Here is a 16775-nt window from a genome sequence, read left to right as displayed (position 1 = left end):
TCGTTGACCGTGGCGTCGTTGTCGGCCGGCGCGACCAGCCCGGCATCGGCCAGGTTGATGGTCAGCGTCGTCGTCGACAGGTCGCCGTCGCCATCCTTGATGGTGTAGACGAACACGTCCGTCGTCGCCGAGGAGATGTTGTTGGCCGTCGACTGATAGGTATAGGAGCCGTCGGCATTGAGATGCAGCGTGCCGTGCAGGCCGGCAATGTCGGTGCCGACACCGCCCGATACCGGCGTCGTCGTGTTGCCGCCCGCCGCCCGCACGCCATCGATCGTGGCGCCGTCGGCGCCGGCGACGTCATTGCCCAGAACACCTGTCGCCGCGACCGACAGCAGAGCGCCTTCGGTGACGTTGCCGGTGTCGGCACTGGCCGTCGGCACATCGTCGACGATGTTGACGGAGAGCGTGGCGTTCGTGCTTTGCAGATCCTGGTCGGTCAGCGTGACAGTGAAGTTCTCGAAAAGGCTGTTCGTGTCTTGGCCCGCGGCGTGCGCCTCGTTGTCGAGAAGCGTGTAGGTGTAACTCACCTGGCCCGTGGCGGCATTGTAAGCCGTCACGTTGAGTGTGTTGCCGAGCGCGGTGGTGAAGGAGCCTGCGGTGAACACGCCATCGGTAATGAAGGCGTTGCCGCCGATCGCCAGCGAGTGGATGCCGTCAGGCGAGGAGACGGTGAAGGTACCGGCGCCGGTCTCCGCCGTGCTCGCCGGATCGGACCCTGGTCCGCCCGGCGTGCCGGCATTCAATGCCGCCTCGTTGACGATGACGTCGCCGCCATTGGCCTCCGGCGTCAGGTCGGTGATCACAGGCGTCGAGTTGCCGATCGAAATCGTCAGCGTGGTGTGCGAGGTGTCGCCGTCGCCATCCTTGATCGTGTAGGTGAAGACGTCGTTGACGCCGCCGGGCGTGCCGGCATCGCGAACGTAGCTGTAGGTGCCGTCGGCGGCCAGCGTCAGCTTGCCGTAGGTGCCCTGGATTTCGACGCCGAGCGTGGCTGCATTGTCGACAGCGGCATTGGTGTTACCAGCCTGGACGCCAACCACTGTCGCGCCGTCAGCGCCCTTGGTGTCGGCAACGCCGTCCGTGGTGTTCGCGTCGACCGCGTCCGTACCGCCGACAAGCACATTGCCCGTCGCGGGGCCAAACTGGCCGGCGGCGATGCTGTCCGTGTCGGCAACCGCCGTCGGCACGTCGTCGACGATGGCGACGGCAAAGGTCGTGCTGGCCGAATCGCCGTCGACATCCGTAACTGTAATGCTGAAATTGTCCGGAACCGTGTCGTTGGGATTGAATCCGTCCCCCTGAAGGGGATGAGTGACCGATTCGGTCACCGTGTAATTATATTGGATAGCACCCGTGCTCGGATTGTAGGAGACGATCGTCAGGTAGCCGAAATCGCCCGGAATATGCTGGCCGACGCCGGTAACGGTGACGCCGTTGATGACGATCGACCCGATACCATCCGGCGCGTCGATGGTGATCGATCCGACGCCGGAGGTTTCCGCGCTGCTCGGCGCGTCGCTACCCGGCGATTGGCCCTGGCCGCCGTTAAGGCCGGTTTCGCTGGCCGCCTCGTCCGGGGCAAGCAAGGATGTTGCCACCACTGAAACCGGCCTGTCGACGAGAGACGGGAAGAGTTCGCGCCGCTCCAGAAGCCCAAACTGCAGAGCCGTCGGGGGCAACAGTGCCGACAGGTCAAACCCGTCGCCGATGCCACCGGGGGGGACCGAAAAGTCTGCGCCCGCACTTGGGTTCGGACCGCCTGGACCGGCCGATATCGAACCATCGGCACCGAAGGCGACATCGACATGGCTTGCTTCAAGCGCTGCCAGCAAGGCAACGCGCGGCACCTCGACGTCACCGATGATGAAGGTCGGCACGTTGAGGGCGCCGTCCTTGATGACGATGACCGAGCCATCAGCCTGTTCGAGCACGAGGTTGTGGCCGTCGACCTTGATGTTGTCGATCGAGACGTTGGCCGGAAGCTTTACCACGTTGCTGGCGTCGGCCACATATTCGTGGGGCGCAGCTGTCGCCGGGGCCTTCGCCTCCGCAGGTGCATCTTGTTTGACGGGCGCGCCGCTGCCGACATCGACCGGTACGGGCTCGGCAGGCGCGGGCTGAGCGGCCTGCGCTACCTGGATAGCTGCGTGCGACGGCAAGCCGTCATGTTCATGGGGAGCAGAGTGCGCGTCCCAAGAATTCGAGACGGTATCCAACTCGTTACTGGTCGTCATAGCCAAACCCCTCCGGTATTTCCCGGATAGAGACAGTGGCCACTTCCGCTTTGCAACTATCCCGCAATCGTTTTCATATACTATGATATGTGCATCGTAGCATTTTTTACATGTGGTAAACTCAAAACATATAACCCCATATACAATGGCTGGGACGCGATCCGCTTGGCGCCTCTCAGTCGCGACTCGTTGGTAAACAGAAGTATAAAGTTAAATAAAATTTGATACAAAATAGACGTCGACAGTTTCCGGAAACTTGTCCACCTTCCTTTCCAGTAATTTGAGACAAGATTGGTAGCGTCCACAGTCAAAGGTGGGCGTTATGAAAAAAGAAAAATCTGCCCTGGGGGCAACCGGGCTCAAACTGCTCCTGCTGGCAATGGGCATCGCAAGCCTGCCGCAGCCATCATCCGCGAGCGCCATCGCAGCCGACGTCGGGCGTGCCAATGCGCTGCTGGCGGAGGTCGAAACTCCACTCAGTCTCGGCGGCGTTTCGCTGCTGCGGCCGCAACCCTGGCAGCCGGTCTCGGCGTACAGAATCGGCATGATTTTCGCCAGCTATGGTCCTGCTGCGGTCCATCAACAGGGTGGTCCTTCGACCGCGCAGGACGATGTCGCAATCGATCCCATCAAGACGGCGGCGATCATTCCGGGCGTGTTCGGTTCGGTTGCCTTGTCGATGCGCAATTTTCCGGTTTCGGCGCGCTGGGCACCTGTCTACAAGGCAATCGTCGATTGTACCGCGGGCAGTGCGTGTGAGCGCAAGAGCAGCACCTTTGCCGGGATCGTCAAGGAGGCAAAAGACAAGCGATTCATCGACAAACTGTCTTTCGTGAACGCAAGCATAAACCGCGCCATCGCCTACAAGAAGGACAGCGTGGTTTATGGCAAGCTCGACTACTGGGCCAAGCCCTCGGAAATCCTCGAGCGGCGGGCCGGCGACTGCGAGGATTTTGCCATCCTCAAAATGGCGGCGTTGCTGCATGCCGGCATTCCGGCGCAGAGCATGTCGCTGGTTGTTTTGCAGGATCGCAAGCGCGGTTTCTTTCATGCCGTGCTGTCGGTCAGTACCGGCAGCGGCGCGTTCATTCTCGACAGCCTGAGCAATGTGGTTTCGCGCGACAGCGACCTGCCGAGCTACGTGCCGCTCTATTCGTTCAGCACCGACCGCGCGTGGATCCACGGCGCCAGAACCGGCACGGCGCAAATGGCTGACATAAAGGGGGGCCTTTCGACGGTCGCGCCTGGCGAGGGTCTGCAGCAGTAGATCCGTCAGGGATTTCGGGCGTTTTAGCCGCCGAAGACGAATGCCATCAGCAACTCGGGCTCTATGACAGGCGCCCGCGCCGCACTCAACTGACCGCGGTACCGGCGTTCACCGACGCCGATCACAAACCCGGTGGCAACAGGCGCCTCGCCATTGGCGTCGAGCCGCGCAAATATGTCCGCGACATTGAGGTCCAGAGCTAGCTTCAGGTCGTGCCGCGCGTCATCGGTTGCGGCTATCGGCAGTTGACGCTTGACCAACTGCTGGAACGGCGCATTGAACGTCAGGATCTTCTTCGACGATGACAGGGCAAAGGCCGGTGAGGGGCAGGCGAGCAGAATGGCATTGATCGTCTTGATCGACGCCAGCCTTTGCAAGGTGAGGTTCTCATCGGCCAATCCACGCATGCAGGCCACCCGGATTGCCGATGTCAGGTTTCCGGTATTGGCATGACTCTCGGCGATTTCGTCGATCAGCATGCCGATCGTACACTTCCGACGTTCAGCCATCTGCTTTAGCGATGTCCAGAAAGCCCGCTCCAGGCGGATGCCGCGCCGCGTGCCGCCCCGCGCCACAACCCGGAACTCCAGTCCGAAATCCTCCGTCGCCAGCGGTGGCAGCAGCCGGTCGCGACCGGCAGGAGGGGAGACAGTGCTATCGCTCACTCATGGCCTCCTCTCGCGCCTTGTTGATCGGCTTCATAAGGTAGGTGAGGATCGTCTTGCGTCCAGTCTTGATATCGACCGAACAGATCATACCGGGGATGATCGAATAGGTCTTGCCGTCGCGTGTCAGCGTCGATTTGTCGGTGGCGACGCGCACCTGATAGTAGGGTTCACCAGTCTTCTGGTCGACCAGGCTGTCGGCGGTGATGTTCGAGACCTTGCCTTCGATGCCGCCGAAGATCGAGAAGTCATAGGCGGTCACCTTGATCAGCGCGTCCTGGCCGGGCCGGATGAAGGCGACGTCTCGCGGTGAAACCCGTGCTTCGACAAGCAAGGTCTCGGAGGTCGGCACGATCCCCGCGACGACCGCGCCGGGCTGGACGAAGGCGCCGACCGTGTTGATGTCAAGTGTGTTGACGATGCCGTCGACGGGCGAGCGGATGTCGGTGCGCGCCACCTTGTCGGTGGCGCCGCGTATCGTCTCATCCACCACCGAAAGGTCGGCCAGCGCCTGCGTCAGATCGCTCAGCGCCTCCTGTTGCAGCTGCAGGCCGAGCTCGTCGACCTGAAGCTTGGCTTCCGTGATGGCCGACTTGGCTTTCTTGATGGTTTCGCCGGCGAGCGTCAGCTGACCGTTGAGCTCGGTCTGCTCGCGCTCGACGCGGAGCTGCTCGGTTCGCGCCATCAGGCCCTTCTTGACCATCGCTTCGACCAGCTTCGCCTCCTGGTCGCTGACGGCCAGATTCTTGGTGAGGCGATCGGCATTGGCGTTGGCTTCGTCCAGTTCCTTCTCGCGCTGATCGAGGCGCGACTTGAGAACCGACAGCTTGACTTCGAAATTGTCGCGGCGCGCGATGAGCAGCTTCTGCTCGTTGTCGCAGATTTCCGGCGCCACCTTCTGGATCTCGGACGGACAGGGAAATGCGCCCTCGAGATTGCCGGTCTGTTCGAATTGGAGCCGCGCAATGCGCGTCTGCAGCGCCCGCGCCTTGGCCTGCTGCTCGCCAAGGCTGGAGGTGTTGAAGGTATTGTCGAGGCGGATGATGAGGTCGTTCTTCTTGACGACCTGCCCGATCTTCACGGCAATTTCCTGAACGACACCCGGCTCGCTGGCCTGGATGATCTGGGTCTTGGAGGCAGGTATGATCTTGCCGTCGCCGCGCGCGATCTCATCGACCTCGGCAAAGGACGCCCAGGCGACGGAACTCACAAAAAGCGCTCCGATGATGAATATCGACGCCGACGCAAAAAGCGGCGGTCGGTCTTCCCTGGTAAGCATTTCCTACGCCCCAACGTATTCAATGTACTCGATAAGTCTGTTCTGTCAGGCGCTTGTTTTCTGTAGCGCCTGTATCACTTGGTCTTTCGGTCCATCGGCAACGATCTTGCCCTGCTCGATGACAATCAAGCGGTCGGCCAGCTCAAGCATGCTGAAGCGGTGCGTCGAAACGATCAGCGTCGTGTTGCGATCGAAAGCCACTTTGAGCTGCTTGATCAGCTGGCGCTCTGAAGCCAGATCCATCGAGCCGGACGGCTCGTCGAGGAAGACGATTTTCGGTTTGGTCAGCAACAGGCGGGCAATCGCCATTGTCTGTCTCTGGCCGCCCGAGAGATTGGTGCCGCGCTCGCCGACATTCATGTCGTAGCCACGCGGGTGGCGGGAGACGAAATCGTCGACGCCGGCAGCCTTGGCCGCTTCGACGATCTGCTCATCGGTCGCCTCCGGACAGGCCATCAGGAGATTTTCCTTGATGGTGCCCGAAAACAGATCGTTGGCCTGCGCGACGATCCCGACGGCGGCTCGAACCTCCGATGGGTGGTATTGGCGGATGTCGATCCCATCCAGCAGCAGCTCGCCGGAGGTCGGCAGGAAAAGCCGACCGATCAGCCGGCCCATGGTTGTCTTTCCGGAACCTATGCGGCCGATGATGCCAATCCGCTCACCTGGTTTCACCGAGAAATTCAGACCGGTCAGAACCTCGTTTTCGGAGCCCGGATAGACAAAACCGACATTCCTGAATGCCATCGCGCCGTTGCGAATGGGGCGATTGACGAACCCCACCGTGTCCGGTCGATCCTCCGGCTGGGCCATGATGGAGTTAACCATTCGCAAGGAGAGCATTGCCTGGCGAAGTCTGGACAAGGTGATCGCGATCTGCCCAAGCGGAGCCACCGCCCGGCCCGCCAGCATGACGGTACCGATGATGGCGCCGGTGGAGACATGCCCTTCCGAGAAGGCATAGGCGCCGGCCACGATCAGGGCGACGGTGACCATCTGCTGGATGGCTTGCGTTATGTTGCCGGCGGCAGCCGAAAGCTGCTTGATCTTCTCGGACGTGTTGGCCGCGTTCTTGGAATGCTCTCCCCATTTTCGCAGGAGATACGCCTCCGCCCGCAGCGACTTGATCGTCTCCAGCGTGGAGATGGATTCGACCAGCAGCGCCTGGCGTTGCGAAGCCTCATTCATGGAGGCGGCGACACGTTTGCCGATGCGCCGCTGCGTTATCAACCCAACGATCACGGAGGCGACAAAGGCAATGGCCGGTATGATGACCAGCCAGCCGCCTATCGCATAGATGACAAGAAGAAAGACGAATACAAATGCGGTGTCGATGAACACGCTGATGGTGTTGGACGTGAAGAATTCGCGCACGAATTCGTATTGCGTCACCCGATTTGCGTATTCACCGGTTGACCCGGGGCGTGCCGACAAGGACGAGTTCAGCACTTTCTCGAACAGCAGATAGGAGATGCGAAGATCGGCCTTGCGCCCGGCATAATCGATCAGCGAGGCTCTGGCGGTCTTCAAAAGCAGGTCGAACAGAATGACCGCGCCGATCCCGATCGACAGCACCCAGAGCGTCGATATCGCCTTGTTGGGCAAAATCCTGTCGTAGACATTCATGGTGAAGATCGGCGAGGCAAGGGCCAACACATTGATGAAGACCGCCGACAGGACGACCTTCGAATAGGTGCGCCAGAACGGACCCATCGTTCCCGTCAGCCAATGTCGCCGTTCGATCTTGGCCGCCGAACCGACGTTCATCCCCTCGAGAGCGTTGGCATAGGTTATCGAGAAGGAGACGCCGCCGCTTACATAGCTTCCGGCAAGCTCGGATTTGCTGATGGTTGTGCGACCGTCTTCCTGGGGAGCAGTCGTAAATCCGCCATCCTCGGTCTCGGCAAGCAGCGCAACCGGCAATTGGCTGACGCGAAACAGAATGGCGGGGAGGTCGATGCGTCCGCGAAGAAAATCGCGATGACTGAACTCGGTGATTTCGAGGCCAATGCGCTCGGCAAGATGCCGGATGGCATCGATCTCAATTTGCGTGTCCGACAGCGGCACACCGGCGAACAGCACAGTTTCCGCGCTCGGCCTGCCGAGATATCCGGCGACAGCCGAAAAGCAGGCCTTGAACGCCTCTTTGGGGGACAGGATTTTGGGTTGTGGGTTCACGATCTGCCCGCGGGACTATCGTTCGACCTTGGGCCCTCCTACTTCTTTTTTCTCACCGGGGCGAGGATATCGAAAGGCAGATCGTTTGTCTGCTTCGACGGCGTCCGCGCATAGGTCTCAGTGTCAGCCGTTTCCGGTGCTCCGAACTCGGTCCGTGCATAGGCGGTGGCTTGCTTTGCCGGTTCGAGGTTCATTGTCTTCAGCAACTGTCCGGTTGCCGCCAGCAGCCGATACTGAGCGAAAAGCGATGCGTAGGACGCGGTATCCGCCAGCGTCGCCGTGTTGAACCGAGTATTCTGCGCATCAAGCACGTCGAGCAGGGACCGTTGTCCGACCTTGAATTGTTCGCGATAAGACGACACCAGCCTTTCGTTCGCGGCAGCTTGCTGCTTGAGCGTCTTTGCCAGGTCGGCTTGCCGGAAGCGGCGATCCCATGAGGTGCGGACGGCTTCCTCGATTTCCCTCAAGACCTGATGCAGGGCGAGACGCTGCTCGCTGGTGCGGCGGATCTGCTCCTGTTCGTTGGCCTTGTCGATGCCGCCACGGTAGAGGTTCCAGCGCAGCACGACCCGCGCCTGCAGGTCGCTGGTGTCACCGTCGGCGCCATCGATGTCGGTTCCGGCCCGTGCAATACCTTCGGCGATGACGGAGGGTCCGAATTTCGCCCGTGCAGCATCCACAAGGGAGGCCGCCGCGTCGATGTCGCTGTTGGCCATGTGCACGCGCGGATTGCTTTCCCGCGCCAGGCCGATTGCTTCATCAAGCGACCTCGGCAGTGCGGCGGAGACATCGCCCGGCCTTGATGCGTTGGTCAGCGGCTTCCCGACGGTTTTGAAGAACCGTATCTTGGCCGCTTCCAGTTCCTCGGTCGCTTCCTGCATGCGTGCCTTGGCAGCAAACAGCCGTTCCTCGGCCTGTTGCCGGTCGGCCTCGTTCAGCGCCCCGCCTGCAATGCCTTGCTGGATGTCGCCGAGAATCGCCTGATGGAAGCCGAGGTTCTTCTTTGCCTCGGCGACGATCGAAGCCTGCAGCATGTATTCCAGATAGTCCTGGACAACCGAGAGCCCGATGAATTCGGAGCGCTCCAGCACCCGGAAGGACGCACCATCGACGCGCGACGCCTGACGGTTCAACTCGGCCCGCCTGGCTCCGCTGTCATAGAGCGTCTGCGAAACCGTGAGATCGGCTTCGGCCGGATAGAGCGCGTCATCCTCGATGGAGAGCGCCCGCCGGGACGGGTTGTCGAGACGGCGAGCGCCCGCGGATCCTTCGAGGTCGACGCTGGGAAGATACAGCCCTTTCGCCTGGCGCAACTCGAATTCGATTGCTTCGCGGTTTTCGATTGCCTGGCCAATCTCGGGATTGGACTCCACCGCAACGGCCATGGCCTCTTTGAGGGTGAGCGCATGAGCACTCCCGCAGCTCAATATGGCAACCGTCGTCAGCAGGCCAAGGCGCTTGCTTATGGCCGACAGAGCTGTCGTATTCATATTATTCCACCCCAACTTATTCCACCCCAACGGTTCCCCTGTGCCTTTTTCAGGCACCACAACCCAAGCGTGATTGTCCACAAATTCACGAAAGATGTCAGTGCTTATTGACTTTAGAGGCCACTAAAAAGGTGGATTCAAGCAATAAGGTTTCGGAATGTAGCAAAAATGGCACAGAACCAATACCCGCTGAGCTGTCAGGCAAAAGCCATCAGAGTTCGAACATGGCAAACGAAGACATTCGCGAAGAGGGCTATAAGCGAGTCTCCCCAAATAGCCTGACTATTTCTGGGTGTATATTTCTCTGCGAGCGCGACCGGCAGCACCTTGGTGGCGGCTGCAGGTGAGCTTTAGCCTGTTGCCAGACGCCTCGAAGCTGGAACGCACACTGTGGTTGAGCGGTGCCGACCGGGTACCGGTGTTTCAACAGTCTGCGACCCTCGAAACTGGCGGAGAGAGCGGGATTCGAACCCGCGTTACGGTCTCCCGTAAACACACTTTCCAGGCGTGCGCCTTCAACCACTCGGCCACCTCTCCGTCTTAGCATTTCGCATCGGCCGGTTTCGCCGCGCGGGTTGGGGAAATGCATCACCCCTTGGGAATTCCGGCCGGAAACTCCGCACCGTGGGCGCCGTCAACCAGCGAACACCCTTTCCCGCCCCTGAGCCGTCAAAGCAACAGGTGCGGGGCTCATCTAGTCGATCCGGCGTCGAATGCCAAGCCATAACGGGCATTCTATTCGCCTTGCCGGGATTGGCGTCTTTTGCCACGCCGCGCCCCGACGCCTGTCGTGGCGGCGGCAACCGAATAATGTGCACAGGCAGGGCCGTAGAGCCTGCCATGCTTGACTTCGTCGCTGACCGCCTGTCGAATAACCGTGAGGCTTTGCGGGGGCATCGTCCGACCATGACATCGACCAATCAACAGCCAGTCGGGCAGCAGCCAACCGGGCGGCCGGACAGCGGGCTTTCCTATATTCCGCCGGCATGGCTGGTCTTCGTCATGGCCTGGTCGGCCTACAGCCTGATTTCCGCATGGCGCCTGACCACCACCGACTACGACCTGCCGGACAGCGTCTTCTATCTCGTCTATGGCGGCCTTGCCGCCAGCATCGTCACCATCCTTTGGGGGCTTTATTTGCTCGGCCTCGCCTTTAACCGCTCGGCGCGGTTCCCACGCCATTTCACCATCTGGCAGGTCGCCACCATCCTGTGGCTCGCGGCAAGGCAGGCCTATATGCTGGTCGTGCCCGATTTCGCCTTCTCTGGCCGCGGGCTGGCCGTCACCGCGGCTGAAATCGCCATCGGGTTGCTCTGCATCTATCTGTTGCGACGCGGCGCAGGCGCCGAGACGGCTTATGCCAATCCCGAAAGCGAAAGCCCGCCGGTGCTGGTCTCGATCATCGCCGCCTTGCTTGGCATCATCCTCGGTGCGGCTCTTGGCGCCGGCGCCGGCTTTGCCGCCGGCGCGCTGATTGCCGAAACCACCGACATGAGCTGCTTCGAGGGCGCCTGCGGCTACTTTGCCCTGTTCATCGGGCTGGCCGGCCTGGTTGTCGGGGCGATCGCCGGCGGACTGTTTGCCGTCTGGTGGGTGCACAGGCGAAAGCGGAAGCCGGCAACATAGGTCCAGGCTTCAAATTCGCGTGTCACGATTGCGAACAAAGCGGGCACGCACTATGTCTCGGTTCGCAACACAACCAGAAAAAGTCTAGGGCAATTCCAGGAAAAGTGTGAAACGGCTTTCCCTAGGGAATTGCGTTAAAACAATGAGATACGGCGCCGGAAAAATCCGGGGAGGGTCTGGATGTTTCGCTTCATCTTTCGTCTCGCGGCAATGATATCGCTTTCGGTTTCCGTCATCATGGCGGTGTTGGATGCGACGCGGTCGGTGGCGGCTTCCGCCCTGGTGATGACGCCGCTCAACACGAGCTGGCTTGCCGTCTCGCCGGACACGCGCGGCGCCTTCGAGAGCTTTGTCCGCGACAAGGTCAATCCGATGTTGTGGGACGGCGCCGTCGCCTGGGTGCTCAACCAGCCCGGCTTTGCGGTGTTCGCGGTCGCTGCCTTCCTTCTCTATGCGATCGGCTACAAGCGGCAGCGGCGGAGCGGACAGTTCGCCCCTAACTGATGATCTGTTGTCGGTGCGTTTCCGGCGTCCCCAAGCTCAGAGAAAGGGAGACTGCGCATGTTTTTTCTCAGCGATATGCTGAACAAGAAGCTCAATCTGCCGAAGCCCTCCGAGGCGCTGCCGGGCCGTGCTAGGGCGCTCGCGACGGCCTCCAGGCACTTTGTCTCGAAGCGGCCGCTCAAGGGACCCTATCCCGAGGGGCTGGAGACGGCGATGTTCGGGCTCGGCTGCTTCTGGGGCGCCGAGCGCCTGTTCTGGCAGCGCGAAGGCGTCTGGGTCACTGCCGTCGGCTTTGCCGGTGGCGTCACCCCCAATCCGACCTACCAGGAAACCTGCACCGGCCTCACCGGCCATGCCGAAGTGGTGCTCGTCGTCTACGATCCGAAGATCGTGTCCTATGCGGAGCTTCTGAAGCTGTTCTGGGAAAGCCATGACCCGACGCAAGGCATGCGTCAGGGCAACGATGTCGGCACCACCTATCGCTCGGCGATCTACACGTTTGGTGACGCGCAACACCAGGCGGCGATCGGGTCACGTGACGCTTACGAAGCCTCCTTGCGCGGTGCGGGCCGCGGCAAGATCACCACCGAGATCGCGGCGGCGCCCGAATTCTATTTCGCCGAGCAGGACCACCAGCAATATCTGGCGAAGAACCCCTATGGTTATTGTAACCTCAAGGGCACTGGCGTTGCTTGCGCCATTCCGGCTGCTGCCTTGGCTTAAGGCCTTTGGCGAAAGGAATTGGTCGTGGCGCCGCGTCCCGGCGCCACGCTTTTCCAAAAGGTCAAAATTCCGCGTGAATTTTGTTTCGGGCCGTGCCAGATTGGCCCTGAGCGGGAGGGGAATACACTCCTGCCTGACGTCGCATGCCTGCCGGTGAACCGGGCCGGTATGCGGTGCGTAACGGAAAAAATAACCGACAGGGTGTGGATCACATGAAACGTATCGTTCTCGGCCTTCTGGCCGCAACTGCAATGGTTCTTCCGGCTTTCGCCGCGGATGTCCAGCCGGCCATCCTCTACGATCTCGGCGGCAAGTTCGACAAATCCTTCAACGAGGCTGCCTTCCACGGCGCCGAAAAGTTCAAGACCGAAACCGGCAACGCCTATGTCGAGTTCGAGGTGTCCAACGCTTCGCAGCGCGAGCAGGCCCTGCGCCGCTTCGCCGAGGACGGCCGCAACCCGATCGTCATGGCCGGCTTTGCCTGGGAGGATGCGCTCAAGGCGGTCGCGACTGAATATCCTGACCTCAACTTCGCCATCATCGACGATGCTGTCGATCTGCCCAATGTCCGCTCGCTTGTCTTCAAGGAGAATGAAGGCTCCTATCTCGTCGGCATCATGGCGGCGATGGCCTCGAAGTCCAAGAAGGTCAGCTTCATCGGCGGCATGGACATTCCGCTGATCCGCAAGTTCGAATGCGGCTATGTCGGCGGCGCCAAGTCGGCGGGTGCGACCGAAGTTATCCAGAACATGACCGGTGACACCCCGGCGGCGTGGAACGATCCGACCAAGGGCGGCGAGATCGCCAAGACGCAGATCGACCAAGGCTCCGACGTGGTCTATGCCGCGGCCGGCGGCACCGGCGTTGGCGTGCTGCAGGCGGCGGCCGATGCCGGCAAGCTCGGCATCGGCGTTGATTCCAACCAGAACGGCCTGCAGCCTGGCAAGGTGCTGACCTCGATGCTGAAGCGCGTCGACGTTGCCGTCTACACCGCTTTCATGGACGGCAAGAACGGCACCTTCAAGGGCGGCCTGCAAAATCTCGGCCTCAAGGAGGGCGGCGTCGACTACGCCATGGACGACAACAACAAGGCGCTCGTCACCGACGAGATGAAAGCCGCCGTCGAAAAGGCCAAGGCCGATATCATCGCCGGCACGGTCCAGGTGCACGACTACACCACCGACAACGCCTGCCCGTATTGATCCTGCCAAATAGATTGCAAACCGCCGGGCATCGTCCCGGCGGTTTTGTTTTGAGCAAGGTTTTGCCGCGTGAAACGTCGGCGCGCCCGGCCGCCTAAAACTTTCCCACGAGATAACCCAGCGCAAAGGCTGCAATCAGCCCGAGGGCGATGACGGTTCCGCGCCGGCCGCCGAGCGCGTGCAGGCCGACGCCGTAAGGTCGCCGGCTAAGGCCCTGGATCATTGCCGGCGGTCTCACATCGCTGCTGTCGAGGCTGGACAGGCGCATCTGTGGCAGTTCGGCGATGCGTTGGGTGATCAGTTCCCAGCGATTGTCGGGCTCTGCGCCCGTTGCCTCAGTGCGATCGAAGATGTGCATGCGCTCGGCCAGCCGCATCACCGCGTCGCGGAAGGCGGGGTCGATCTCCAGATCGCGCTCGGCGCGCTCGCGGTCCCGGTCGTTCATCAGGCCAAGCACATAGTCGCCGGCCCGCGCAACGCGATCGCTTTCACTGGCCATCGTCTCCTCCTACCAATGCGGCGGCTTGGTCACTGGCACATCGGATGCAGACTGTTCCTCCAGCGCCAGAAACCGTTCGCTCAGTGCATCGAGCTTGCGCTGCATGCGCTCGATCACCTTCCACTGCTCGGCGATCTGGCCGGACAGTTCGTCGATGGTCTTCTCCTGCTCGGTGGCGCGGATTTCCAGCGTCGTCAGCCGGTCGGCAGGCATGATCATTTCTAAAAATCCCTGGTCTTGGCCCACGCAGCTGCGAAAAGCTGCGAATTTCGGATTCGCCATATTAGCGAATGTGAAGGTCGCGGCCATGTTGGAAATTGACAAGCACGCAGGGATTTGTCGAGAGTGAACACCGCTTCGGCCGATTGGCATGGGCGGGGCATCATGCTAGGCGTTTTGACCAAGCGATAAAAAAATAAGAGTGGGACAGGCTGCATGGCGCAAGCCGCAATCGAGCTTATCGGCATCAACAAGAGTTTTGGCGCCGTGCGCGCCAACCGCGACATCAATCTGGAGATCGCCCGCGGCACCATCCATGGCATCGTCGGCGAGAATGGCGCCGGCAAGTCGACGCTGATGTCGATCCTCTACGGCTTCTACCAGGCTGACAGCGGCGAGATACGCGTCGGCGGCAAGCCGGCGTCGATCAAGACATCCAATGACGCCATCGCGCTCGGCATCGGCATGGTGCACCAGCATTTCATGCTGGTCGACAATTTCACGGTGCTGGAAAACATCATCCTGGGCGCCGAAAGCGATGCGCTGCTGAAAAAGAGCATCGCCAAGGCACGCTCCGAACTCGAACGTCTCGAACGCGAATACGGGCTCGAAGTCGACCCCGACGCGATCATCGAGGAATTGCCGGTCGGCCTGCAGCAGCGCGTCGAAATCCTCAAGGCGCTCTATCGCGGCGCCGAGATCCTGATCCTCGACGAGCCGACGGGCGTGTTGACGCCAGCCGAAGCCGACCACCTGTTCCGCATTCTCAAGCAATTGAAGGAACAGGGAAAAACGGTGGTGCTGATCACTCACAAGCTGCGCGAGATCATGGCCATCACCGACAGCGTCTCGGTCATGCGCCAGGGCACGATGGTGGCGACGCGCGAGACAGCTAAGACCACTGTCGAGGAACTGGCCGAGCTGATGGTCGGGCGGCGCGTCCTGCTCCGGGTCGAAAAGGGCGAGGCGGAAGCCGGCAACGTCAAGCTCGCGGTCAAGAACCTGACGGTGAAGGACCAGCGCGGTGTTACCATGGTCGACGACATCTCCTTCGACATCCGCGCCGGCGAGATTGTCGGCATTGCCGGCGTGGCCGGCAACGGCCAATCCGAATTGCTCGAGGCGATTTCCGGCATCAGGCGCGCCGTTTCCGGCTCTGTCATGCTCGACGGCAAGCCGATAGACCTGACCGGGGCCGCCGATCCCGGCGAGTTGCGCGACCGTGGGCTGGCCCATGTGCCGGAAGATCGCCATCATGTCGGATTGGTGCTGGCCTTCGAGGAGAACGAAAATTCCATCCTCGGCTATCACGACGACCCCCGCTACCTCAAAGGACCGTTCCTCAACATCGATGCCATCATGGCCGATGCCAAGGACAAGATCGAGAAATACGACATCCGTCCCGGCAATCCGCGCCTGAGGACAGCGAACTTCTCTGGCGGCAACCAGCAGAAGATCGTGCTCGCGCGGGAAATGGAACAAGACCCGGGTGTTCTCATCGTCGGCCAGCCGACGCGCGGCGTCGACGTCGGCGCCATCGAATTCATCCACAAGCGGCTGATTGCCATGCGCGACCAGGGCAAGGCGGTGCTGGTGGTGTCGGTCGAACTCGACGAGATCCGATCGCTGTCCGACCGCATCCTGGTGATGTTTGCCGGCCGCATCGTCGGCGAGCGCGGCCCGGAGGCGACCGAAGGCGAGCTCGGCCTGCTGATGGCGGGTGTCGAGCGCCAGGAGGCCGCAGAATGAGCACGCCTTACGCCAAGCTGCCGGCCTGGGCCGACTATGGGCTGATCCCGCTGATCAATTTGTCGGTCGCCTTCATCGTTGCCGGCTTCGTCGTCATGTTGGTGGGCGAAAACCCGCTCCGCGCCGCCGTCATCCTGGTCGAGGGCGCCTTCGGCAAGGGAACCGGCATCGCCTTCACGCTGTTCTACGCCACCACTTTCATCTTCACCGGCCTGTCTGTGGCGGTGGCCGCGCATTGCGGCCTGTTCAACATCGGCACAGAGGGCCAAGCCTACATTGCCGGCCTCGGCGTCGCCGTCGTCTGCCTGACCTTCGACAGCGTGCTGCCATGGTGGCTGACCTTTCCGCTGGCAATCATCGCCGGGGCCGCGGTTGGCGCGCTATGGGCTTTGATCCCGGCCTATCTGCAGGCCAAGCGCGGTTCGCACATTGTCATCACCACCATCATGTTCAACTTCATCGCCGCGTCGATCATGGTCTATCTCCTGGTCGGGCTGTTGAAGCCGGCAGCCTCGCAAGCGCCGCAGACCCGCAACTTTCTCGCCGGCGCCGAACTCCCCAAGCTCAACTGGATCATCGAACTGTTCGGCGCCAAGATCCGCTCGGCGCCCTTCAACATCTGCTTCCTGCTGGCGCTGGTGATGGCTTTTCTGGTCTGGCTGCTGATCTGGCGCACCAAGCTCGGCTACGAGATGCGCACCTATGGCCACAGCCCGAAGGCAGCGCGCTATGCCGGCATTTCAGAGACCCGCATCATCATCGTCGCGATGATGATCTCGGGCGCGCTGGCCGGCATGATGACGCTCAATCCGGTGATGGGTGACCAGCACAATGTGGCGATCGACTTCGTCTCCGGCGCCGGCTTTGTCGGCATCGCTGTGGCGCTCATGGGCCGCCTGCATCCGGTCGGCATCGTGCTGGCGGCGATCCTGTTCGGCATGCTCTACCAGGGCGGCGCCGAACTCGCCTTCGAGATGCCGGCGATCAGCCGCGACATGATCGTCATCATCCAGGGTCTGGTTATCCTGTTTGCTGGTGCGCTGGAGCATATGTTCCGTCCCTATGTGCAGGCGCTATTCGCCTCGTTCAGTCCGAGGTCGGTCGGCATTGAAGCGGTCAAAGGGAAGGGCGCCTGAG

General features: G+C 61.3%; 14 protein-coding genes and 1 tRNA gene. 7 read left to right on the top strand and 8 right to left on the bottom strand.

Annotation, left to right across the window (positions count from 1 at the left end):
• Positions 1–2162: beta strand repeat-containing protein (locus AC1DVW_RS24780; RefSeq protein WP_477326605.1), on the bottom strand; the 2162-nt coding region annotated here is incomplete at its 3' end.
• Between the two features lie 397 nt (positions 2163–2559).
• On the opposite strand from AC1DVW_RS24780, the gene AC1DVW_RS24775 reads away from it, so the two are divergent.
• Positions 2560–3504 (top strand): transglutaminase-like cysteine peptidase, encoded by a 945-nt coding sequence (locus tag AC1DVW_RS24775; protein WP_477326603.1) that lies wholly within the window; start codon positions 2560–2562, stop codon positions 3502–3504.
• 23 nt (positions 3505–3527) lie between these two features.
• Here the strand turns inward: AC1DVW_RS24775 and AC1DVW_RS24770 are convergent, their stop codons facing one another.
• From AC1DVW_RS24770 to AC1DVW_RS24750, 5 genes are all read right to left on the bottom strand, one after another.
• A complete protein-coding gene (locus AC1DVW_RS24770; RefSeq protein WP_477248589.1) occupies positions 3528–4169 on the bottom strand; it encodes a ribbon-helix-helix domain-containing protein in 642 nt (213 codons plus the stop codon).
• A complete protein-coding gene (locus AC1DVW_RS24765) occupies positions 4159–5448 on the bottom strand; it encodes an HlyD family type I secretion periplasmic adaptor subunit (protein WP_477248588.1) in 1290 nt (429 codons plus the stop codon). The genes AC1DVW_RS24770 and AC1DVW_RS24765 overlap by 11 nt, the downstream gene beginning before the upstream one ends.
• Before the next feature lie 45 nt (positions 5449–5493).
• Positions 5494–7626 (bottom strand): type I secretion system permease/ATPase, encoded by a 2133-nt coding sequence (locus tag AC1DVW_RS24760; protein WP_477326601.1) that lies wholly within the window; start codon positions 7624–7626, stop codon positions 5494–5496.
• Between the two features lie 38 nt (positions 7627–7664).
• Positions 7665–9116 (bottom strand): TolC family protein, encoded by a 1452-nt coding sequence (locus AC1DVW_RS24755; RefSeq protein WP_477273370.1) that lies wholly within the window; start codon positions 9114–9116, stop codon positions 7665–7667.
• 447 nt (positions 9117–9563) lie between these two features.
• A tRNA-Ser gene (locus tag AC1DVW_RS24750) sits at positions 9564–9653 on the bottom strand.
• 369 nt (positions 9654–10022) lie between these two features.
• Here AC1DVW_RS24750 and AC1DVW_RS24745 point away from each other — a divergent pair.
• From AC1DVW_RS24745 to AC1DVW_RS24730, 4 genes are all read left to right on the top strand, one after another.
• The gene (locus AC1DVW_RS24745) at positions 10023–10742 is read left to right on the top strand and encodes a hypothetical protein (protein WP_477326599.1); all 720 of its coding nucleotides are present in this window, start codon (positions 10023–10025) and stop codon (positions 10740–10742) included.
• A 180-nt stretch (positions 10743–10922) separates the two neighbouring features.
• On the top strand, positions 10923–11246 hold the full coding sequence (locus AC1DVW_RS24740; protein WP_477326597.1) for a hypothetical protein: 324 nt from the start codon (positions 10923–10925) through the stop codon (positions 11244–11246).
• A gap of 57 nt (positions 11247–11303) precedes the next feature.
• Positions 11304–11969 carry a peptide-methionine (S)-S-oxide reductase MsrA gene (msrA, locus tag AC1DVW_RS24735; protein WP_477326595.1) on the top strand — a complete coding sequence of 222 codons (666 nt, stop codon included), beginning with the start codon at positions 11304–11306 and terminating at the stop codon, positions 11967–11969.
• Between the two features lie 212 nt (positions 11970–12181).
• Positions 12182–13171, top strand: a complete 990-nt coding sequence (locus AC1DVW_RS24730) for a BMP family lipoprotein (RefSeq protein WP_477273363.1) — start codon at positions 12182–12184, stop codon at positions 13169–13171.
• Positions 13172–13265: 94 nt separating this feature from the next.
• Here AC1DVW_RS24730 and AC1DVW_RS24725 read toward each other — a convergent pair whose 3' ends face one another.
• Together AC1DVW_RS24725 and AC1DVW_RS24720 are read right to left on the bottom strand one after the other, a co-directional pair.
• Entirely contained in the window at positions 13266–13670 is a 405-nt protein-coding gene (locus AC1DVW_RS24725) for a hypothetical protein (RefSeq protein ID WP_477273361.1), read from the bottom strand.
• A gap of 9 nt (positions 13671–13679) precedes the next feature.
• A complete protein-coding gene (locus tag AC1DVW_RS24720) occupies positions 13680–13886 on the bottom strand; it encodes a SlyX family protein (protein ID WP_477248594.1) in 207 nt (68 codons plus the stop codon).
• 219 nt (positions 13887–14105) lie between these two features.
• On the opposite strand from AC1DVW_RS24720, the gene AC1DVW_RS24715 reads away from it, so the two are divergent.
• On the top strand, positions 14106–15638 hold the full coding sequence (locus AC1DVW_RS24715) for an ABC transporter ATP-binding protein (protein WP_477273360.1): 1533 nt from the start codon (positions 14106–14108) through the stop codon (positions 15636–15638).
• On the top strand, positions 15635–16774 hold the full coding sequence (locus tag AC1DVW_RS24710; RefSeq protein ID WP_477248579.1) for an ABC transporter permease: 1140 nt from the start codon (positions 15635–15637) through the stop codon (positions 16772–16774). The genes AC1DVW_RS24715 and AC1DVW_RS24710 overlap by 4 nt, the downstream gene beginning before the upstream one ends.
• Position 16775 lies beyond the last annotated feature (1 nt).

It is taken from the genome of Mesorhizobium sp. P3_B5 (assembly GCF_056402815.1).
This window is presented reverse-complemented; position numbering and strand designations above follow the sequence as displayed.